Genomic DNA, 21,781 nt, shown 5'->3' with positions numbered 1-21,781 from the left:
TGGTTACCTTTGCGATGCAAAGCGCAGCAAACGACAAGTATCCCATGTTTACCGGAATCATTGAAGCCATCGGCACTGTCTCCGACCTCCGAAAGGAAGCGGAAAACCTTCATATCAGTATCGCCTCGCCCATTTCGGATGAGCTGAAAATCGACCAAAGCGTATCCCATAACGGGGTGTGCCTCACTGTGGTGGAGCTATCGCCTGGGCAGCATACCGTTACAGCTATCGCCGAGACACTTCAAAAGAGTAATCTGGGCAAACTGAAACGGGGCGATTTTGTCAATCTCGAACGCTGTACCCGGATAGGAGGACGCTTAGATGGACATATTGTGCAGGGCCATGTTGACCAAACCGGGACATGCATTCATATAGAAGACCAGCAAGGCAGCTGGCATTATACATTCCAATACGAACCATCGCATGGCAACGTCACCGTCGAAAAAGGATCCGTTGCGGTAAATGGCATCAGCCTTACCGTAGTAGATTCGCAGGCCGATCGGTTTTCCGTGGCCATCATTCCCTACACCCGTGAACATACCAATATCCGAGACGTGAGCATTGGAAGTACCGTCAACTTAGAGTTTGATATCATCGGAAAGTATGTAGCCCGGTTGCTGACGCGCTAATCTACTGAATCCGCACCCAAACCCGTATTCCCCCGGTCTGGATATTGACAATGTGCACGGGACAGACTTCCCACGAAGGAAGTGGTTTGTATCTACTACCGTAAAATAAACGATTATTGCTACTTTTGCCATCACGCTGGGTATTTTTCTCATCCGGGGACAACAATGGATTGGACAACCACCATCAACGGCTTCAGGCACTACCTTCAACTGGAACGGGCCATGTCTGCCAACACCATCGACGCATATCTTGACGATGTGGCCAAGTTACGGCAGTTCGCCGAACCGTTGAACCTGTCGCCAAGTGCCGTTACACCGGCAAACCTGCAGGATTTCCTGGCGTGGATAAATGGATTCGGCTTATCAGCCTACAGCCAGGCACGCATCCTGTCGGGCATAAAAACCTTTTATCTTTTCCTGAGCCTGGAATATGGACTCCTGGAAAACCCCACGGCGCTCATCCAAGCGCCACGGCTCGGCCGCAAAATCCCGGACATACTCAATATTACCGAGATTGATCAGTTGATAGGTGCCATCGATCTATCTACCCCTGAAGGCATGCGGAATAAAGCGATGCTAGAAGTATTGTATGGTTGCGGATTACGGGTCAGCGAATTGGTGGGACTTAAAGTTTCCAACCTTTTCCTTGACGTGGAATTCATTAAGGTTGAAGGTAAAGGCAGCAAGGAACGCTTGGTGCCCATCGGCAGCCATGCCGCCAAATACCTTCGCATCTACCTCAACGATGTGCGGATTCACCAACCTGTCAAACGCGGTTCGGAAGACTTCGTGTTTTTAAATCGGCGCGGGGCTCCGCTTACCCGGGTTATGGTATTTATCATTGTTAAAGACCTCGCCAAGGTAATCGGATTAAAAAAGAAAATCAGTCCGCATACCTTCCGCCATTCTTTTGCCAGTCACTTGGTAGAGGGCGGAGCCGATCTCCGCGCTGTTCAAGAAATGCTTGGACACGAAAGCATCACTACAACGGAAATCTATACCCATGTCGACCGCGATTACCTTCAATCAGTTATCACGCAATACCACCCACGTGCTTAACATATTCTAACTTTTAAATAAGGGTGCATTATGGCGCTATGTTAAGAAGTTAAGTATTTGATCATTATGATTGATGGCATTAAGCAATGCGCGGTATCGGAAGGCAATTCGGCCATCTAATCCAACCACGAACGTTTCCCGACCGGTAAGAAACAGGACATTCTTAACCCCAAACGCCTTCAGTACCCGGTTGCCCGGGTCGCTCAGCAGCATGAAAGGGAGCTGGTGCTTTTCCACAAACGACCGATGGCTCGCTACACTGCCCGAATTGATGCCGAAAACCAGGGCTCCTGCTCCGGCATAGTCCGCAAAACTATCCCGTATAGCGCAAACTTGCTTGGTACACCCGGGGCTTTCATCTTTGGGATAAAAAAAGATGACCAGTATGTTCTTGCCGATGTAGTCTGCAATGTCTACATCGTTCCCATATTGATTTTTCAGAATGAAAAGTGGAATCTTGTCGCCCACCCCTAACGTATTCATCATTAACCTGCTTTGTTATGTCAACATATCATGGATTTTGCCTCCTTGCCTTATTGAGCCTGATCATGGCTCCGAAATCAAGGCCCGAGGCCATTGCTTCCACAGTCATGGCGATCCGCTTTGCACGGGTGGTTATTGTTTTGGCGTCGCGGATGTAATTCAAGAAGTAATTACGGTGTGATTTCGGCAGTTCCATGAATCGTTCCCAGAGCCCCTCCTCCCCGTCGCGAAGGCAGATCTCCAAATCTTCCGGCACCTCAATAACAAAATCGGTATCCTCTTCCAGCCGTAGCGACAACGTGTCCCCCACGCTTTTTCTCAACACCTTACGCATCTGGCCATTAATGGCCAGGAAATAGTTACCCTCGCCTTTCGGCATCAAAGTCAGACCCGAAAACGGGTGGCCGTCTATATCGCCGCGCACACGGTATACCTGACGATAACCGGGTTTCAGCTGCCCGGCAATGGATCTTGGCACTTCGATAAATGCCCACCCTACCATCGCTGCGCCTGGTGTTTCCGATTGTACTATCATTGCCTGAAAACTTACCATCGGTTAATCAATATAATAAAGTTGATGTGAGGAATTCAAGCCTTCAAGCACAACACGTTCGGCGAATAACCCATAAACTGACGATCCGCTGCCGCTCATGGCGGCATATACCGCTCCCTGTTCGTAAAGCAGGGCCTTTATAGCAGCTATTTCTGGATACCGCGCAAAAATGCCGGGTTCGAAATCATTGAAAATAGTGTCCCGCCAAGTCTCCACCGGCTGCATGATGGCAGCGGCAAGATGCTTGCTAGCGGGTTCAGGACTCACCGTACCATAGGCCGTTGCCGTAGACACATATACATCCGGCTTAACCAAAACCAGATGGTACGGCGACAAATCGACCTGCACCTGGTTAAATATATCACCAATACCAGTCGCCAAGACGGGAGTGTTGCGAATGAAAAACGGGCAATCCGCGCCCAACTGACGGGCATAGCTTATCAATGCCGGTTCGTCAAGCCGGAGGCCGAATTGCTGGTTGGCCAGCTTCAGCAGGAACGCGGCGTCAGCCGATCCCCCACCCAATCCGGCGCCTATCGGGATAACCTTATGCAAATAAATATGTACTGGAGGCAGGTCATAAACGTCCTGCAATAGCCGATACGCCCTGACACAGAGATTATCCCGGCCGTCAGCGGGGATAGGTACCCCAGAGACACTGAACTGCAGTTTACCGGCTTCTACGATTTCCAATGCATCATATAACTTCAATGGATAAAAAACGGTTTCTAAGTTGTGATACCCGTCGTCCCTTCGGTTTAGTACCTGAAGGCCGATATTAATCTTCGCGTTGGGAAAGGCAATCATGATGCACAAATATAGGCTTCATGGGCATGGGAAACAAAGATGGCATAAAATTGTGGTTCTTCCGCATACATGAATTACCGGAAAAGGCTATGCTGGCTGGCCGTGAATATATCCCGCAAGCTCCGGTTGATTTCTGACGTAACTGCAGCGCCTTCTATTCCGCTATATGGATATAACAAGACAACTTGTTGGCGTGCAACCTCAACCAGCGACCGACTGGCATGACTTACTGCGGTCAGCTGTTCCTGAGGAATGGTTCCGTATTGGAGCAAACCATCCCATGAAGCTTCCAGGGCGTCATAGAACAATCGCTTGGATTGCTTCAACCGCGTCCCGGCTATCTGGAATAACCCCCTGATTTTTTCTGAATGGCTGTTCTGGAGCTTTCCTTCCGTCAATGCAACGAAACATTCCATAAAATGACGAGCCATCCCTAACGTGTTCACGGCCAACGTTACTTCTGCAAACTGTAAAAACGGGTATCGGTATACCGGGTCCGGAAATTCGGCATACTCGGGCCTTATCACAAACGAATGGGTATCGGCCACCCATACCCCATCCACGTCAAAGGAATGGCTGGCGGTTGCCTTAAGACCAAACGTATTCCAGTCTTCAACCACCCGCACACCGGCTTTGGGCATAAAAAAGGATTTCACCAACGTATTTCCTTGTTCATCCAATAAGGGCTTCCCTTCTCGTTCTATCACACAGTTTGCCGTAAAATGGGTTAAATGCGGAGCCCCCGTGGCATACCGCCACTTTCCTGTAATCCGATAACCTCCAGCCTCCGCTTCAGCGTGCCCCGCAGCCTGACCGCTTCCCCCGAAACAAATCTTTTGATCACCAAATAGAGTTTGCGCTACGGCTGGTGGCAAAAAGCCGGCAAACAAATTGGCGCCTGCACACAGCGTAACCGTCCACCCCAAGCTACCATCTATCCGGGCCAGTTCCTCTTCCAATCGCACACCCTCGGGGATAGATAACGCTAAACCACCGAACTCCTTGGGGACGAACAATTTGAACCATCGATTATTGTAGATAACCGATAGCTGCTTATCGGTAAGCCTGCCCAGTTCTTCTGCTTTAACAGCTTCGTGCCGAAGTTCGGCTTGGATATGGGGCGGTACGGTCATAGTAGATCAGCCGAAGGGTCTTTGCCGTTTCTAATAATTCGTTTCCATTCAATATAGCCAAAAATAGCTACGACAAACAGAAATAAGGTCAACAATGCGTATAAATGTAACCCTTTATAAGCCAGCAATGGTATGGCGAAGGCATTGCTGACATTTAGCAATATCCAGTTTTCAATCTTTCGCTTGGCCAATAACCACATGCCGGCCCATGCCGTAGCACTTACCCAAGCGTCCCATACGGGCACGGTTGAATCCGTATATTGTATCAACGCATAGTATAATACCGGAAAACCTATAGCCACAATCAAGACGGTAACGCCCCACTCCTTCGTTGTAGCATAAGTGGCCATCACCGGTGCATTACCGGTTTTGCGCGCCCAATAGATCCATCCGTAAATGCTCATCACCAAATAATAGGCATTGAGCAGGATTTCGGCGTATAACCCTGCGTCGTATAATACATAAATGGTAATCAGGACACTGACAATGCCAAAAGGATAAAGCAATACGTTGTTGGCTTTTGCGAGCAACACCTGAATGATTCCGCATCCTACCCCTATCCAATGCAGCAGCGGCGTTTGGGTGAGCTGCCTGCCCAATTCTTCCGTCCAGTCTACCAAACGCGCTAAATCGGCCATGCTTTAAACCGACTCCAGCGTTCCCTCAAGTTTCAGCAGGGCGGCCGACCGTTCCCGGGTTTCCCGGCAGAGCTGTTCATCCGCTGCGATGGAACGCCCAAAAGACGGAACCATTTCCCGCAGCTTGCTAAGATACTGTGCTGTTTTGGCCCGCTCGGGAAAACAGCGTGCAAGAAGATCAATCATAATGGACACCGAAGTGGATGCACCCGGCGATGCGCCCAATAACGCAGCAATGGAACCATCGGCACTGCTTACCACTTCCGTACCGAATTCAAGGACTCCGCCATGCTTTTCGTCCTTTTTAATCACCTGGACACGTTGTCCGGCGACTTCCAATTCCCAGTCCTCTTTACGCGCTGTAGGCACGTATTGCCGGAGCGCTTCCAGCCGATCTTCCGGGCTTTGCCGGACTTGGTTGATCAGGTATTTGGTCAACGGTATATTATCCATACCAGCAGCCAGCATCGGCCGTATATTGTTCAGCTTGATGGAAGCCGGCAAATCCAACCAGGATCCGTTTTTCAGGAACTTGGTAGAAAATCCAGCATACGGCCCGAACAGCAATGCCGTTTTACCGTCGATAACGCGGGTATCCAGGTGAGGTACAGACATCGGCGGAGAACCCACAGCAGCCTTTCCGTACACTTTGGCCCGGTGTCGGGCAATCACATCCGGATTAGTACATTTCAGCCATTGGCCGCTTACCGGGAATCCCCCGAAACCTTTCGCCTCTGGGATACCTGATTTTTCCAATAGCAGCAACGAACCTCCGCCAGCTCCGATGAATACAAACTTGGCCGTCACCGTACGTTTTTTGTCGGTGGTAAGATTCTTAACCGTTACCTTCCAACGGCCGTCAGTTGCGCGTTCGATATCGCGCACTTCATGGGCCAGCTTGAGTTTAACACCGCTTTGTTGGGTAAGATGCAGGAATAACGCACGGGTAAGTGCGCCGAAATTGACGTCTGTACCGATATCAATCTTGGTAGCCGCGAGCATCTCGTCGGGTTTGCGACCATCCATGATCAACGGGATCCATTGTTTCAGTACTTCATGGTCTTCGGTATACTCCATGCCGTGGAACAAATGATGGTCACGCATGGTCTCATACCGCCTCCGCAGGAAGGTAACATTGTCTGCCCCGAACACAAAGCTCATATGAGGAATACTGCGGATAAAGCTCTCCGGATGTTCTATCAGTTTATTGGCCACCAGGTATGACCAAAACTCCTTTGATACTTCAAATGCTTCGGCTATTTTAATTGCCTTACTAATATCAACGGAACCATCCGGTCGCTGTGGCGTATAATTCAGTTCGCACAATGCAGAGTGCCCGGTACCGGCATTGTTCCAGGCGTCTGAACTTTCCGCAGCGACTTCATCGAGCCGCTCAAAAATTTCGATACTGGCGCTGGGGTGCAGCTCGTTTATCAACGTACCCAACGTGGCACTCATGATTCCGGCGCCGATAAGAATAACATCCGCCTCGTCGGCGGTTTTTTTATTTCTTTTACCCATCTCGTTGTTATTGGCGCAAAAATAATGACACAAATCTGTTAATTTTCAAAAATTCGTCATTAATTACAAAACATTAACAATATTGGCATCGGCGGGTGATCAGGCATACCGCCATAATAGCGATAAAACTGCCCAAAGCCCTACTTACGGAAGTATTTAGCCACCATGGCAATGGCATCATACATATCAAAGGGCTTTTTGATATAATCTTCGGCACCACATGACCGTGCAATGGCTTCGATATTGGCCGCAGACGAAATCATGATAACCGGAATATGTTTTGTTTCGGCATTAGCTTTCAAGGCTTGGCATAGTTCACTTCCTGTTGTCCAATACAAGCGTTGATCCAACAGGATTAAGCCGATCGGATGTTCCCGTAGGATCCGGAACATGGATTTCCCGTTATCAACGATGACTTCGTATTGCTCATATTCCATAATCTCAGTCATCAACGCTGACACATCGGCATCGTCTTCGATATAGAGCAGTTTATTTTTCAAACTATTAGGCTGAAATTCATCAGTAGATTATTAGCCGGCAGATAACTACCTATACAAAACTAATTCAAATAGTCGAAATTACCAAACAGCATCTATGAGGCTTGGTTATTCACGTTCAAGCTTCTGGAATCCGGATGTCCGCCCTTTTTTGTTTTTCGGAAAGGGCGCTTCTTTTTGCGCTTTTTATCCGTACGCTTCTGTTCGGGGTCTGTGGCGGCCGCAGTCATTCCATCCGGCAGGGCAATTTCGGGCACTGTCCTGTCCATCAACCGCTCGATAGCAGCAAATCGCCTATGATCACGGCTGTTTACAAACGTGATGGCTGTACCGGTACGTTCGGCACGGGCCGTACGGCCAATCCGGTGAATGTAATCTTCTGGATCCGGCGGCACATCATAGTTGACCACCAAGTCGATTCCCTCCACGTCAATTCCCCTGGAGAGCACGTCTGTTCCTATCAATATCGGCAACTGCTTATTTTTGAAGCGAAGAAGGATATCCTCCCGCTCTTCCTGGGATAAATCAGAGTGAAAAGGCTGCACTTTCAATCCAAGCTTAATCAATTCCTTGCCCAGAATTTTCACCTTCTCCTTGGTAGAGGCAAATACAATGACACTGCTGTAATCACCACTCTGGAGAACCCCCTTCAATAGGGCTGTTTTATGTTGGTCTGCAATGCGGTACTGCTGTTGAGTTATGCCCTCGGCAGGCTTTGACAGGGATATGGTTACCTGCTTAGGCTGTTTGAGCATAGCTTTGGCAAATGCCCGGATCTTAGTCGGCATCGTGGCGGAAAAAAGTAACGTTTGCCGTTCGGCGGGTAACTGACGCACGATGCGGTTGATATCATCCTTGAATCCCATATCCAGCATGCGGTCCGCCTCGTCAAGCACCAAAAAGCGGATCTCACCCAGACGCACAGCTCCCGAATTCATGTGCGCTATCAATCGGCCCGGAGTAGCTATCACAATATCCACCCCTTCCCGCAATGCCCGGCGCTGCTGTTCATAACCGATGCCGTCTCCACCGCCATATATCGCAATGGATGTGATACCGGTAAAATAGGCCAATCCCTCGACCTGTTGATCAATCTGCACCGCCAATTCCCGCGTGGGCGCCAATATCAGCGCACTGATAGCGGGGCGGTGTTCCATACGGCATATTGCATCCATCACAGGCAACAGATAAGATGCCGTCTTTCCGGTGCCCGTTTGCGCACAGGCAATCAAATCATGTCGCTCTTGGATTATCGGGATGGCTTCGGCCTGTATGGGCGTAGGGGTTTTGAATCCCATGCTGTTTAAGCCTTCGAACAGCTGACTATCGAAACTGAAATCACTAAATGTCAATGTATTTTGTATTTACTAAATCTGTAATGACGCAAAAATACGCATTTCCGATGGATTATTTTCAAGCCATTTACAGCGCGCCTCACACGGTTTGTCAAATTTCCGTTAAGAATGGAACCAAGCCCCTTTTTTTGACAAATAATGTTTTCCTTTGCCAACCGAATGAACGTTCAATTGGATCAGGCAGCGGATAAGAAGTGTGCGATTTTCGAAAGTACGCTTAAACTGGTAAGGGTTCGCGGCTTCCATGGAAGTCCCATGAGCCAGATAGCCCAGGATGCGGGGGTAGCGATTGGTACCATCTACCATTATTTCTCCTCTAAAGATGAATTGCTCATTGCGTTGTTTGACAATTGTAAGCAAAAAATAGCTAAGGCCATGTTTAAGCCGGCCGAGGATCACTTGCCCTACCCCGATCGCTTTGTGGCTGTCTGGACAAACCTGGTGTGCTTTTATATTGAACGCCCTGAGATACTGAGTTTTATGGAACAGTTCTTTTCCTCTCCTTATGCAGCAGTGGTATATGGCAGCGGATGTAACATACAGATGAAAAACGAAATGTCAAATTTTCTTGAACAAGGCATTGGCAAGAACCATATAAAACCGTTGGATATCAATATCTTGACTGCTGCGTTTATGGGAACTGTTACTGCTGCGGCCAAAAGGCATATCAATGGCCACTATGCGTTCAATGAAACTGCGATGAGGGAAATGGTATCCATCATTTGGGATGGTATTAAACGATAATAGCTTTTTGACGACAACAAAAAATGTATAGAAAATTGCATAGTACCTTTGTTTTTTCAGTTTTATTTACCTTAACGGCAGCAACGGTATTTGGCCAAGAAAACCAGCCGACGTTACCTGAAAAGGCGACTTTGGCAGATGTGGTATCCTACGCACTGGAAAACCGGCCTGCCGTGCACCAAGCGTTGATCGATGAAGAAATCGGCGAGCGGGAAATTGCTTCGGCATTGTCTGGATGGTTTCCGCAGGTCAGCGCCATGGGTTCTTACAACTGGAACATAAAGATTCCTACCAATGTCATCGGCGGCAATGTCATCCAATTAGGACAGACGCATGTAAGTGCTGCCGTGCTGCAGGCCGACCAGCAAATCCTCAACCCCAGCCTTATCCAGGCGTCCAAAGCGGCCAGATACATCCGCCAACAAAATGCCTTAAATACGGAAAACAGCCGTATCAATACCGTGGTTGAAGTAAGTAAGGCCTACTATGATATCCTCACCAGCGAAGAGCAACTCAACATCATCAAGGAAAATATCCAGCGCTTGCAACGGCAATTGAACGATGCGAAAGCCCGGTACGAAACCGGTATTGTGGACAAGACCGATTTCAAACGCGCCCAAATTGCGCTTAGCAACACGTTGGCCGACCAGAAGCGAGTGAGTGAACTGCTGACATATAAATACGCTTTTCTGAAAGAGTTAATCGGATTTCCAATCGAGCATCCGATAGACCTGTCTTTTGACGGGGCCTCCATGGAAAGCCAAATACTCCTCGATACTACGCAGACGGTAAACTACAACCAGCGGGTAGAATTCAGGCAGTTACAGACCGTAAAGCAACTGCAAGAACTCAACACTCAATATAATAGATGGATGTATCTCCCCAGTCTATCGGCTTTTTATAATTACGCATGGGATTTCCGGCACAACCGCTTTTCTAGTATGTTCGATGAAAGTTTCCCGCGTTCGGTATTGGGGTTAACGTTGAACATCCCCATTTTCCAGGGGGGGCGGCGCGTCCATGAGATCCGCAGATCGCAACTCCTGGAATCCCGCATTGACTGGGATCTGGTCAATTTAAGGAACCAGATCAATACACAATACGAAATGGCCTTGGCTACCTACCGAGCCAATTTAAACGACTGGCGGGTAGCACGGGAAAATGTGGCACTATCGGAAGAAGTATACAACACGATAAAGTTACAGTATGATGAGGGAATCAAAACCTACCTGGATCTGATGACTGCCGAGACGGACCTCCGCACCGCACAAATCAATTACCTGAACGCCCTTTTTGCCGTACTATCGGGTAAACTGGAAGTGCAGCGGGCGTTGGGAACCGTGGCCATAGAAAACGAATAACCAGCGAACTAAAACACCTTAGGAATACCGTGAACATGATCAATATGAATAACCTTAACATCTCAGCGATAGTCATGATTGGCGCAGGTATAATAGCTTCCTGCGGCAACAAGCAGCAACAGCAACAGGCCGGTCCCCAAGCCATTCCGGTGACAACCGCCACCGTTACTGAAGAAACCGTGGTGGGCAGCGAAACGTTTCCGGGCACTGTTGTGGCGCTTAATGAAACCGAGCTCCGTGCAGAAGTAAACGGCTATATCACCGGCGTATTCGTGGCTGATGGCGCCACGGTCGCCAAAGGTCAGCGGCTGTATGAAATCGATCGTACACGCTACGAAGCAGCAGCACAACAGGCACAGGCTAACTTGACTATTGCTGAAACCAATCTCAGCCGCATTAAACGTGATGTGGAACGCTACCGTAAGCTGGCTGAACAGGACGCCATCGCCAGACAGACGCTGGATTATGCGGAAACAGATCTGAGCAATGCCGAAGCTCAAGTAGCATCTGCGCGAGCAGCCCTCGTAACGGCGAATACCAATCTTGAGCGCTCTACCATAGTTGCGCCGTTCAGCGGCACGGTGGGTATCGCACAGGTGCGTATGGGCGCGTTGGTTACAGCAGGAACAACACTCATTAACAGCATTTCATCTACCAACCCAATTGCAGTGGATTTTCCGGTTAATGAACGTAACATCCAACGTTTTAGCCAATTACAGAAACTTCCGGCCGCCGAACGGGATTCCGTCGTCATGTTGAACCTGCCTGGCGGAACCACCTTCCCATATCCCGGGAAAATCACAGCCCTCGACCGCGCCGTTGATCCGGCCACAGGTACGATTACCGTACGCGCAAGTTTCCCTAACCCTGATGGTATATTAAGGGCCGGTATGAACACTACCGTCCAGGTGCGCACACAATCGGCATCCAACCAGTTGGTTATCCCCTACCGTGCCATATCTGAACAACTTGGCCAAACCTCAGTATATGTGGTCACCGACAGCAGCACGGTCGAGCAACGCAGCGTACGGTTAGGGCTCAAAATAGGCGACCGCGTTGTCATTAGCGATGGACTTGCCAATGGAGAAACCGTAGTGACGGACGGTATCATCAACCTGCGGCCGGGGGCCAAAGTGCAGGTAAGCGAGCCCGCCGGAAAGAACTGAGTCTGATTAACGACTATCAAGCATCTAGGAAAAAAGCAACATGATCTCAGAAGTATTCATAAGAAGACCCGTTACCTCTATTGTTATCTCCATCCTGATTACACTGATTGGGGTCATTTCGATTACTACCCTGCCCGTCAGCCAATATCCGAATATTTCGCCACCTACAGTACAGGTACAGGCAACATATACCGGAGCCGATGCGCAGACCGTTGAACAAACGGTGACCACACTCATCGAAAGCCAAATCAACGGTACGCCCGGCATGCGGTATATGCAATCCAACAGTACATCCGACGGCCGGGCGGCCATTACCGTAACATTCGATGTGGGCACCGATATCGATATCGCTACACTGGACGTGCAGAACCGTGTAGGTATTGCAGAGCCATCCCTGCCCGAAAGCGTGCGGCGCCTGGGGGTTGTCACCCGTAAGGCTAACACGGACGTGCTGATGATGGTATCCCTGATTTCTCCCAATGGCACACGGGACCAGAAGTTCCTTGCCAACTATGCCAACCTGTATGTACGTGATGCATTGATGCGGGTAAAGGGTGTTGGTGATGTGATGGCCTTTGGGCAGCCGTTTGCCATGCGCGTATGGCTGGACGCTACCAAACTTTCAAACCTGGGCCTGACTCCTGCTGACGTCAACGCGGCTATCCAAGAGCAAAACATCCGAATGCCCGGGGGTAGCATCGGCGCCCGCCCCCAAGAGCACACTCAGGTATTCGAATACCCCGTTATCCTAGACGGAGACCTGAACCAAGAAGAACAATTCGAACACATAATTATTAAAACCAACGCCGACGGTTCTATTGTATACTTAAAGGACGTTGCACGTATAGAATTGGGAGAGTTTGCATACTCCATCACCAACAAACTCAATGGGTTGACGGCTTCAGGCATGATGATAAACCAAATGCCGGGCGGTAATGCCGTGGAAACCGCCGAAGGAATTTACGCGGCGCTGGAGCAATTAAAGGCCAATTTCCCAAGCGACATGGATTATGTGGTCAATTATGAAACAGTGACCGTTGTTCAAGAATCCATCAGCAATGTATTGCATACCTTGATTGAGGCCCTGATATTGGTTACGCTGGTGGTTTTCATTTTCCTGCAAAGCTGGCGGGCAACGTTGATTCCGATATTGGCCATCCCTGTATCCATAGTAGGCACCTTCATCTTTTTTAACCTCTTTGGCTTTTCCATCAATAACCTGACCATGCTGGCATTCGTATTGGCCATTGGTATCGTGGTGGATGACGCCATTGTGGTAGTGGAGGCCGTACAACACTATATCGATCATGACAGGCTACCAGCGCCGGAAGCCACGCGAAGAGCCATGAAGGAGATTACCGCGCCGGTAATTGCCATCGCCTTGATTCTGGCCGCTGTGTTTGTACCCGTGGGCTTCATACCGGGCATGGTGGGTCTGCTTTACCAACAGTTTGCCATTACCATCGCCGTATCGGTACTGCTATCCGCATTTGTGGCGTTAACGCTCACCCCGGCTCTGTGTGCGCTACTGCTTAAGCCTATGCAGTTCAACGAAAAATCGAGGGGGGTTAACCGGCTGTTCTACCGGTTCAATACCTGGTTTGAGCGGGTCACCAAGCGTTACTCCAACGGCGTACGCGCTGCCATCAAAAAAGCACCGCTCGTTATCATCCTGCTAATCTGTATTTATGTGGGCACCGTTGGCTTGTTTACGGCAAAACCTACAGGCTTTATCCCGACTGAAGACGCCGGCGTGATGATGGTAGGGATAACCTTGCCCGAAGGCGCGTCATCCGAGCGCACGGCCAACCTGCTGGATGCCTTATCGGATTCCCTGCGACGTGACAATCCGGAAATCCGAAATATCATGCGCATTGCAGGGATTAACCTCCTCAACCGGTCGTTCAAACCCAATGGCGGTACGTTCTTTATCCAACTCCATCCGTGGGAAGAGCGTAATCGTACTGCCCAAGAAGTTATCAACGGGATACAGCGGAAATATGCGGGTTTTCAGCAAGCCACCATACTTCCTGTATCACCCCCTGCAATCCCAGGCTTAGGTACGAGCGGTGGGTTTAGCATCCAGATTATCGACCAGCTCAGTGGAGATATCAAAGACTTCGAGACGCAGGTGAGCCGGTTCCTCATGGCTGCCAATCAGCGCCCGGAGATCGGCATGGCCTATACGTTATTTAATTCGCAAACCCCCAATTATCTGGTAGAGGTTAACCGTGAACAAGCTAAACGCATGGGCGTACCGATTTCCAGCGTATACAGCACCATTTCATCCTTCCTCGGAAATAGCTATGTAAACGACTTCACACGCTATGGCCGGAACTTCCGTGTGGTAACCCAAGCTGACACCGCTTTCCGCATGGATATCGCAGATATCAACAAATTGTATGTTAGGAACCAACAAGGCAACCCTGTACCGCTAAGCACACTGGTGTCTTACCGGATTATCGAGAGTCCGTCTATCATCAACCACTTCAATATCTTCCGCTCCATAGAGGTTATGGGCAGCGCTGCCCCGGGCTTCAGTAGTGGCGATGCACTAAATGCGCTTGAAGAAGTAGCAGCACAGACCTTGGGAACGGGTTATTCTTACGAGTTCTCTGGATTGAGTTTACAGGAACGGGAGGCGGGCAATATGACGCTGATGATTTTTGCACTGTGTATCATATTTGTCTTCCTGCTCCTGGCCGCCCTGTATGAAAGTTGGTCGGTCCCCTTCTCTATCCTGCTGTCTGTGCCGCTTGGTATATTCGGAGCTATTCTGGCGCTGACATTCCTGCCACGGTTAGACAATAATATCTACGCCCAAATAGGGCTTGTGGCCATTATCGGTTTGGCAGCCAAGAATGCTATCTTGATCGTGGAGTTCGCCAAAGAGCGCGTGGATATCGGAATGGGATTGCTGAAAGCAACTCTTGAAGCAGTAAAGTTGCGGCTACGACCTATTATCATGACTTCGTTCGCATTTATTTTGGGCATCGTGCCTCTGATGTATTCGGCAGGCGCTGGCGCCATAGCGCGGCAGACCATTGGCTGGACGGTGTTCGGCGGGATGTTAATCGCAACGTTACTGGCCATTTTCGTTGTGCCTGTATTGTTTGTGCTGATTACCAGGATGGCTTACGGAAAAAAGAAATTGGCGGCGCTGAAAGCATCGTACAAGCCCGAAGAGCATACCGACATCTTACACACGGACGACGATGAAGAGGAATAACTTTATTTATTTCCTTTTTATTTTTTACTTTTCATTTATACATTAAAAATCTATATTTGCAGTCCCAAATCCACCGAGGGTTTGGGATTGCTGCCCAGGTGGCGAAATTGGTAAACGTTGCGGTCTCAGAAGCCGTTGGGAGAAGTCCCTTGAGAGTTCGAGTCTCTCCCTGGGCACGTTAATGCAAAAGCACCTATAACAAGGTGCTTTTTGCGTTAATACCTATTTGTTTCTGCCGATTGCGAAGTCTCCCGGTGCCATACACCGTCAATGACGCGACTACTGCTTCAATTTTTTTTGTTTTCGAAATCTAACTGATAGTTGCCTACATGTCGCTCACTCTGCGCAATTTTCTTTTTGTGAACAAAAAAATTAACCGTCCCGACAACCAGTACGATGGCAGAAGTCGTAAAAAAGGCGTACTCGTAGATGTATGCATCCCGGATTTCAAGCAGCTGATTAACTGAAACACCGGCAACAGCAAAGTACATAGACGTACGCAGGAATGCCAGAAAAGTGGATTGATTGGCCAATATGGTGCGCTGTAAAGCCAGCCTTTCGCGCAAAATCAGATCTTTATTCATGGTAAAAGCAATTCACTATCTTTGTAATTCTGTAATCAGGTAAAGATACAAACACATGAGTACATTTAAGGAACTGATTCATGGCGACAAACCGGTATTGGTAGACTTTTTTGCCACATGGTGCGGCCCCTGCCAGACACAAGCGCCCATATTGGAACAAGTCAAACGGCGGGTTGGCCAGGCAGCCACCATTATAAAAATCGATGTCGATAAAAATCCGCATGTAGCAGCCACCACTCGGATTAAAGGAGTTCCCACACTGGGCAGGGACGTCGTCGGAACCTGAAACCTTGGTAGCTTTCTCCCTACTTTTTACTGACTTTCTCCCCACTATCTCCCGCCGTATCTTTAGGACTGCTTTGCCCCTGCTTTGCCTTTTCTTTGGAATTTTGTGGACACGCCGTGGACCAGCCCAAAGCGGACCGTGGGAGACGGGGGGATTTGGTCAGAAGAAAGGGGGTAGTTAAGGTGCTGTTGGCATGTGCCGTAATGGGTCATAACCGTTAACGGAAGTCTTTAACCACGGACAAGTCGCGCCGCAAACATGCTATCGCCCTTATAAGGATAGCCAGCAAGCAAATCCATAGCCTCCAGGTGCAGGCCGTGGCTTTCCTGCAGATAAGCAACGATATTTTCGTTTTCTTGGGCAAACACCGAACACGTAATGTAAACCATCGGCTTCCCCGGCTTAAGGTGCTTCACGACGTTCCCGGCAATATGCGTCTGTAACGCGGCAAACCGATCAATCGAGTGCTTATTGAACGAAGAAATCATCTCCGGCGTACGGCCCCAGGTCCCTGAACCGGTGCAAGGTGCATCAAGGATAATGCCGTCAAACCGTTCATTGCCCAGAACAGCGGTTGTATCCCGTGTTAAGTCGATGATTTTTTTTCTATAGGATTTGATGCCTGCGGCATCGAAACGTTCGTCCAGGTTGCGGAGGATACTGCCCCGCACATCAGATACCAATAGCGCTGTTTCCGGATGATGATCCATTAACAGGAGCGATTTCCCACCCGCACCGGCACAGGCATCCCACCAGCTTTCACCGGCCGATGCACGGACATACTTGGCCGTTTGCTGTGACGTATAGTCTTGCACTTCGTATTTGCCGGTAATGCCTGCGATATGTCCTAACCGGGTTCCATTTGGTAAAGCAACAGCATATTCACCCAACTCCCTATAGCTGACCCCTGCATCAGTTAATGCTGCGGTTACTTCACGCTGATGTCCCCGGCGGATACGGATAAACAAATCAGGCTGTATAAATAGGCTTTTGATGAAAACCGCGCTGTCCATACCGGCCGACAGCAATCCCTGTAAAGGAAACACATCCGCCAACCGGAATCCTGTATGCGCTTCAAGTAAGGCCAATTTTTCGTCCGAGGTGGCCTGAATGAACCGGTATAAATCTGGCAATAAGTATTGAACTACCTGACTTTCGCTACTGCATAGAAATTCCGCAACCGCTAACCGCTCAGCCACGGTTGCCACCGGTAAGGCGGTGCCTATACGAAAATAGTGATAAGCCAATCGGGATATCACACGCCGGTCGTTGCTTCCCATCTGCCGGTTACGTTTGTAAAACGCGGTTAGAAAACGGGCCAAAGGTATGTTCCGCTCCCGCTCATATTCGTTCAACAAACGTTCCACCGTCCGGATTTGTTGCGTTACCCGCTTTTCGGCCGACATGGTATCCCCTTATGATTATGGAAGTGGCTGGAAACTTCCGGCGCGGTATTGCAGAATAGAAACGGCATTATTCACGTATCCCCAAGCAGGGTTGTATTCGAATTCAAACGCGTTGTGCAGTCCGTCGTATCTGTTATCTGCCACATGCTTTTTATAGTCCGCGCCATATTTAGCCAACAAGCCCCCAAAATAAAAAGCCGCATCGTAGCCCTTATAGGCGAACTCCGTGGGGGCCACCCCATATGTTTTCCGATAATGCTGGTCAAATGTGCGTACCCGCGGGTCCGATTGATCGATATAATAGGACGTGGTAATGTAGGTGCGCAGTCCGGCCAGGCCTACGCCTCCTTGAAAATCCAGCTTTGCCCAGTTCGGATGACCAAAGAGCCTGATATCGTACGAAAGTTCTTCCTGCAGCTTTGTGAGCTGCGCCAAAATCGGCGACAGCTGATACGCATTGGTGGTTCCGAGAACCACCAGGTTTTTACCCGATAAACGCACCGTACGATCAAGCCCTTCTTCATCAGAAACCTCTTCTACGTTGATAGACTTATCAGCACGCAGGATGGCAGCCTTCAGCGGAGATAGAAACTGTTTGCTGGCGGCGTCTTGCGTCTGGTATAACACCACCACGTCGCCGGTACGGTATTGACGCGCAATGTGCTTTGCTAAGCCGTTAACGTGGGCCGTAATAGGCGGTGTGATGGTTACCAAGTTGGGTATATTAAATTCAGACGGCATACTGGCCGCCAATGGCGAAATCTGCAGCGCATTTTTCAGATCAGCGTTAAAACCAAACACTTGTATTTCCTTAGGAAACACGGGTCCCACAACCAATGCCGCTTGTTGCACTTCCTCAAGTTTAGCCACACGCGCATTTTCCGAAACATCATCCCGTGTGTCTAACACATTGACCTTAAAATGACTTCCCTCTTTTTCCACCAGCGCGTCCAGCCCCAATTTAAATCCTTGGTAAAAGTCCAAAGCCAGTGCCGAACGCTTGATATCCGCTGTGCTGGGTGCATGCGGATTTGCTTTATCCAATTCAAAAGGCAGCAATAAGGCTATATGGTTCTTATCAACCTTTGCTTCTTCCGATTCGATCTCCGCCCTTTTTTCGGCTTCCTTCGATTCTTCTGTTGTTGGCGTGGTTTTGTCTCCCGGCCCGCGTAATACACGAACTTTGGGTGTACACCCGGCGATAAGCAGTATTATTGCAATACTGCAGCCCACCCATTTATTCCCATTCAATCGTAGCCGGAGGTTTCGAACTGATGTCATATACTACCCTGTTTATCCCCTTTACGTGATTGATTATCTCATTTGATATTTTGGCCAACAACTCATAGGGCAGGTGAACCCAGTCTGCCGTCATCCCATCCAGTGATCCCACTGCCCGCAGGGCCACCACATGCTCGTAAGTGCGCTCGTCGCCCATTACTCCCACCGACTGCACCGGCAGGAAAATGGTTCCGGCCTGCCATACCTTATCGTACCAGCCCGATTCGCGCAGGTTACGGATGTAGATATCATCAGCTTCCTGCAAAATCCGTACCTTTTCCGGCGTGATTTCGCCCAATATCCGGATAGCCAGTCCGGGCCCCGGAAAAGGATGCCGTCCCAGGATATTCGGCGCTACGCCCAGAGCCTTCCCTACCCGGCGCACCTCATCCTTAAACAGTGTATTCAGTGGTTCCACCACCTTCAATTTCATGAAGTCCGGCAAACCACCAACATTATGGTGAGACTTAATAGTTGCCGATGGCCCGTTTACCGACACCGATTCGATGACATCGGGGTAAATCGTGCCCTGCCCCAGCCACTTGACTTCCACCCCTTCGGGCAATTCAGCTTGCACCGCGTGGGCCGCGTCGTCAAACTCATCAATGAACGCTGCGCCAATAATCTTGCGCTTCCGCTCAGGGTCGCTCACTCCGGCTAATTTTTGATAAAACCGGTCTTTAGCGTTCACCCCTTTGATGTTCAACCCCATGTGTTGGTATGATTCCAACACCTGTTCATATTCGTTTTTACGCAGCAGTCCGTGATCGACAAATATACAGTGCAAATTTTTGCCGATAGCCTGGTGCAGCAATACCGCAGCAACGGTAGAATCCACCCCGCCAGATAGCGCCATGATCACATGGTCATTGCCCAGTTTTTCTTTAAGAGCGGCCACAGTGGTTTCCACGAATGCGTCTGCGGTCCATGACGGCGTGCATCCACAAATATCTACAACAAAATTCTTCAGCAAGGTGGTGCCGTCTGTACTGTGGGTAACTTCCGGATGGAATTGGATACCGTACATTTGCGTACCCGTAACATGATAGGCTGCGACACGAACGGAATCCGTGCTTGCGATAACCTCAAAGCCAGCCGGAATTGCTGAAATGGTATCGCCATGCGACATCCAAACCTGCGAATCAACCGGAATATCAGCCAGTAAAGGGCTGCCGTGATTCACAAACTGGAGATTAGCTCGCCCATATTCACGGATGGTGGATGCAACCACTTCCCCGCCCGAATGCTGGGCGATATATTGCGCGCCATAGCAAACCCCAAGCACAGGGAAAGCAGCCTGCAAGGTGCGGAAATCGACCTGCGGAGCGTCGGGCTGCCGAACGGAATATGGGCTACCGGAAAGGATGACCCCCTTTACCGTCTCATCAAACTCCGGAAGGTGATTGTATGGATAAATCTCGCAGTAAACATTCAACTCCCTCACCCGGCGTGCGATCAATTGGGTGTATTGGGAGCCGAAATCAAGAATCACGATTTTTTCTGGCATGCGCCAAAGGTACGGAGAAGATATGAACTATTGAAGCATCAATAACAAAATACTAACCGTTGGATTCCGATTGCGAACGATGCTGACTCCAGTGTGTAGCATGCTTGATGTCCAATGATTCGGCATCAAAAACCGGATCCTGGCCGGCCTTCTTCTGCCTCCGGTAGTCAGCCAAAGCCTTCAAGGCGGGTTTCCGAAGCAGAAAGATCGCAATAAGGTTGAGCCAGGCCATTAGCCCCACCCCGATGTCTCCCAATGTCCAGGCCAGACCAGCAGTCTTGACTGTACCATAATAGGTAGCAAAAAGGATCAGAAGCCTAAGCGCCCAAACCGCCCACTTGTGTTTTCCGCGCTTATCAAGGTAGCTCAAGTTGGTTTCGGCCATATAATAGTAGGCCATAATGGTGGTAAAGGCAAAAAACAGCAGGGCAAAGGCTACAAATCCGGCACCCACGCTGGGGAAATGGTGCGCAATGGCTTGCTGGGTATATTCCGCACCGATTTCCGCACCAGGCAGTTGTTCAACCAAGTAGCCACCTGCCGGGCTCTGTACGTTATAGGCTCCGGTGAACAAGATCATAAACGCTGTCGCCGTACATACAAACAACGTATCCACGTAAACCGAGAATGCCTGAACCAGCCCCTGCTTGGCGGGATGGCTTACTTCTGCCGCAGCAGCAGCATGCGGAGCGGTACCCTGCCCTGCTTCGTTGGAATAGATACCACGCTTGACCCCCCACGCCACAGCCATGCCGATCACGCTGGCAAACATAGGTTCAAGATTGAAGGCTGACCGGAAAATCAATCCAAATACATCGGGGATCTCCCTGTAATTTATCGCGATAATAATCAACGCCATTAAGATATAGGCGCCAGCCATAAATGGTACCACTATCTCGGCCACTTTGGCGATGCGTTTTACACCGCCGATAATGATTAAGCCAAGCAACAGAATCAGGGCTATGCCGGTATACTCCACCGGAACCGAAAAAGCATTTTGTGCACTGAGTGCAATGCTGTTGCTCTGCACGCCCGGCAAAAAGAAAGCCGTGGCAAGGATGGTCGCCACGGCGAAAACCACCGCATACCATTTTATGCCCAGCCCTTTTTCGATATAAAAGGCAGGTCCACCCCTATACTGGCCGTCTTTCACTTCTTTGTAAATCTGCCCTAATGTAGCTTCTACATAGGCAGAAGCACTGCCCAGAAACGCAATTAACCACATCCAGAATATTGCTCCCGGCCCTCCCATGGCAATAGCGGTGGCTACCCCGGCGATATTGCCGGTGCCTATTCTGCCGGAGAGCGCTATGGCAAACGCCTGGAACGACGAAACTCCCTTCTTGGATGAACTGCTGCCAAACAGGAGCTTAATCATATCCCTAAAGTACCGGACCTGCAAAAAGCCGGTGGCAAACGAAAAATACACGCCCACAGCGAGGCATAAAAGGATTAATGCGTTACTCCAGATAACGTTGTTGATTGAGCTGACAAACTGTTCCATAAAATTAATTGCGTTTTTGGCAAACCCCACTTTTTTCA

20 protein-coding genes and 1 tRNA gene are annotated in these 21,781 nt (G+C 49.6%); 8 read left to right on the top strand and 13 right to left on the bottom strand.

The features are described from left to right. Nucleotides 1-44: 44 nt before the first annotated feature. Nucleotides 45-629, top strand: coding sequence for a riboflavin synthase (locus BM030_RS13155; RefSeq protein ID WP_090974102.1), 585 nt, complete (start codon nucleotides 45-47; stop codon nucleotides 627-629). Nucleotides 630-794: 165 nt separating this feature from the next. Continuing rightward, nucleotides 795-1,688: a site-specific tyrosine recombinase XerD gene (gene xerD, locus BM030_RS13150; protein ID WP_090974059.1), complete on the top strand. Its 894-nt coding sequence runs from the start codon at nucleotides 795-797 to the stop codon at nucleotides 1,686-1,688. Between the two features lie 36 nt (nucleotides 1,689-1,724). On the opposite strand, the gene BM030_RS13145 is transcribed toward xerD, so the two are convergent. The 8 genes from BM030_RS13145 to BM030_RS13110 all read right to left on the bottom strand — a co-directional run bounded on the left by BM030_RS13145 (nucleotide 1,725) and on the right by BM030_RS13110 (nucleotide 8,672). Next, a complete protein-coding gene (locus BM030_RS13145) occupies nucleotides 1,725-2,174 on the bottom strand; it encodes a peroxiredoxin (RefSeq protein WP_090974058.1) in 450 nt (149 codons plus the stop codon). Between the two features lie 25 nt (nucleotides 2,175-2,199). Beyond that, nucleotides 2,200-2,706: a YdeI/OmpD-associated family protein gene (locus BM030_RS13140; RefSeq protein ID WP_244518928.1), complete on the bottom strand. Its 507-nt coding sequence runs from the start codon at nucleotides 2,704-2,706 to the stop codon at nucleotides 2,200-2,202. A 21-nt stretch (nucleotides 2,707-2,727) separates the two neighbouring features. Beyond that, nucleotides 2,728-3,531: a 4-(cytidine 5'-diphospho)-2-C-methyl-D-erythritol kinase gene (ispE, locus tag BM030_RS13135; protein ID WP_090974056.1), complete on the bottom strand. Its 804-nt coding sequence runs from the start codon at nucleotides 3,529-3,531 to the stop codon at nucleotides 2,728-2,730. 74 nt (nucleotides 3,532-3,605) lie between these two features. Next, nucleotides 3,606-4,664, bottom strand: coding sequence for an acyl-CoA dehydrogenase family protein (locus BM030_RS13130; RefSeq protein WP_090974055.1), 1,059 nt, complete (start codon nucleotides 4,662-4,664; stop codon nucleotides 3,606-3,608). Further along, on the bottom strand, nucleotides 4,661-5,302 hold the full coding sequence (pnuC, locus tag BM030_RS13125) for a nicotinamide riboside transporter PnuC (protein WP_090974054.1): 642 nt from the start codon (nucleotides 5,300-5,302) through the stop codon (nucleotides 4,661-4,663). Before pnuC ends, BM030_RS13130 begins: the two co-directional genes overlap by 4 nt. A 3-nt stretch (nucleotides 5,303-5,305) precedes the next feature. Then, complete coding sequence (locus BM030_RS13120; protein ID WP_317615112.1) at nucleotides 5,306-6,856, bottom strand: malate:quinone oxidoreductase; 1,551 nt, start codon at nucleotides 6,854-6,856, stop codon at nucleotides 5,306-5,308. Nucleotides 6,857-6,963: 107 nt separating this feature from the next. Then, complete coding sequence (locus tag BM030_RS13115; protein WP_090974052.1) at nucleotides 6,964-7,323, bottom strand: response regulator; 360 nt, start codon at nucleotides 7,321-7,323, stop codon at nucleotides 6,964-6,966. 92 nt (nucleotides 7,324-7,415) lie between these two features. After that, on the bottom strand, nucleotides 7,416-8,672 hold the full coding sequence (locus BM030_RS13110; RefSeq protein WP_170845728.1) for a DEAD/DEAH box helicase: 1,257 nt from the start codon (nucleotides 8,670-8,672) through the stop codon (nucleotides 7,416-7,418). 162 nt (nucleotides 8,673-8,834) lie between these two features. Here BM030_RS13110 and BM030_RS13105 point away from each other — a divergent pair, with 162 nt between their 5' ends. The 5 genes from BM030_RS13105 (at nucleotide 8,835) to BM030_RS13085 (ending at nucleotide 15,351) form a co-directional block, all read left to right on the top strand. Continuing rightward, nucleotides 8,835-9,419 (top strand): TetR/AcrR family transcriptional regulator, encoded by a 585-nt coding sequence (locus BM030_RS13105; protein WP_170845727.1) that lies wholly within the window; start codon nucleotides 8,835-8,837, stop codon nucleotides 9,417-9,419. A 23-nt stretch (nucleotides 9,420-9,442) separates the two neighbouring features. Next, nucleotides 9,443-10,780, top strand: a complete 1,338-nt coding sequence (locus BM030_RS13100; protein ID WP_090974050.1) for a TolC family protein — start codon at nucleotides 9,443-9,445, stop codon at nucleotides 10,778-10,780. A 35-nt stretch (nucleotides 10,781-10,815) separates the two neighbouring features. After that, on the top strand, nucleotides 10,816-11,946 hold the full coding sequence (locus tag BM030_RS13095; RefSeq protein ID WP_244518935.1) for an efflux RND transporter periplasmic adaptor subunit: 1,131 nt from the start codon (nucleotides 10,816-10,818) through the stop codon (nucleotides 11,944-11,946). A gap of 40 nt (nucleotides 11,947-11,986) precedes the next feature. Continuing rightward, nucleotides 11,987-15,175: an efflux RND transporter permease subunit gene (locus BM030_RS13090; protein ID WP_090974049.1), complete on the top strand. Its 3,189-nt coding sequence runs from the start codon at nucleotides 11,987-11,989 to the stop codon at nucleotides 15,173-15,175. Nucleotides 15,176-15,267: 92 nt separating this feature from the next. Further along, nucleotides 15,268-15,351: transfer RNA gene (locus BM030_RS13085), tRNA-Leu, on the top strand. A 111-nt stretch (nucleotides 15,352-15,462) separates the two neighbouring features. On the opposite strand, the gene BM030_RS13080 is transcribed toward BM030_RS13085, so the two are convergent. After that, on the bottom strand, nucleotides 15,463-15,759 hold the full coding sequence (locus BM030_RS13080; protein ID WP_090974048.1) for a DUF202 domain-containing protein: 297 nt from the start codon (nucleotides 15,757-15,759) through the stop codon (nucleotides 15,463-15,465). 55 nt (nucleotides 15,760-15,814) lie between these two features. On the opposite strand from BM030_RS13080, the gene BM030_RS13075 reads away from it, so the two are divergent. Next, nucleotides 15,815-16,045 carry a thioredoxin family protein gene (locus BM030_RS13075; RefSeq protein ID WP_090974047.1) on the top strand — a complete coding sequence of 77 codons (231 nt, stop codon included), beginning with the start codon at nucleotides 15,815-15,817 and terminating at the stop codon, nucleotides 16,043-16,045. A gap of 230 nt (nucleotides 16,046-16,275) precedes the next feature. Here BM030_RS13075 and BM030_RS13070 read toward each other — a convergent pair whose 3' ends face one another. Genes BM030_RS13070 through BM030_RS13055 form a run of 4 tightly spaced genes read right to left on the bottom strand, consistent with a single transcriptional unit; the run spans nucleotide 16,276 to nucleotide 21,743 of the window. Then, the gene (locus BM030_RS13070; RefSeq protein WP_090974046.1) at nucleotides 16,276-17,451 is read right to left on the bottom strand and encodes an RsmB/NOP family class I SAM-dependent RNA methyltransferase; all 1,176 of its coding nucleotides are present in this window, start codon (nucleotides 17,449-17,451) and stop codon (nucleotides 16,276-16,278) included. A 15-nt stretch (nucleotides 17,452-17,466) separates the two neighbouring features. Beyond that, nucleotides 17,467-18,732, bottom strand: a complete 1,266-nt coding sequence (locus BM030_RS13065) for an ABC transporter substrate-binding protein (protein WP_090974045.1) — start codon at nucleotides 18,730-18,732, stop codon at nucleotides 17,467-17,469. After that, nucleotides 18,689-20,239 carry a glutamine-hydrolyzing GMP synthase gene (gene guaA / locus BM030_RS13060; RefSeq protein ID WP_090974044.1) on the bottom strand — a complete coding sequence of 517 codons (1,551 nt, stop codon included), beginning with the start codon at nucleotides 20,237-20,239 and terminating at the stop codon, nucleotides 18,689-18,691. The genes BM030_RS13065 and guaA overlap by 44 nt, the downstream gene beginning before the upstream one ends. Before the next feature lie 52 nt (nucleotides 20,240-20,291). Further along, the gene (locus tag BM030_RS13055; protein ID WP_090974099.1) at nucleotides 20,292-21,743 is read right to left on the bottom strand and encodes an alanine/glycine:cation symporter family protein; all 1,452 of its coding nucleotides are present in this window, start codon (nucleotides 21,741-21,743) and stop codon (nucleotides 20,292-20,294) included. Nucleotides 21,744-21,781: the final 38 nt, after the last annotated feature.

The organism is Parapedobacter composti, assembly GCF_900112315.1.
GTDB lineage: Bacteria > Bacteroidota > Bacteroidia > Sphingobacteriales > Sphingobacteriaceae > Parapedobacter > Parapedobacter composti.
This window is presented reverse-complemented; position numbering and strand designations above follow the sequence as displayed.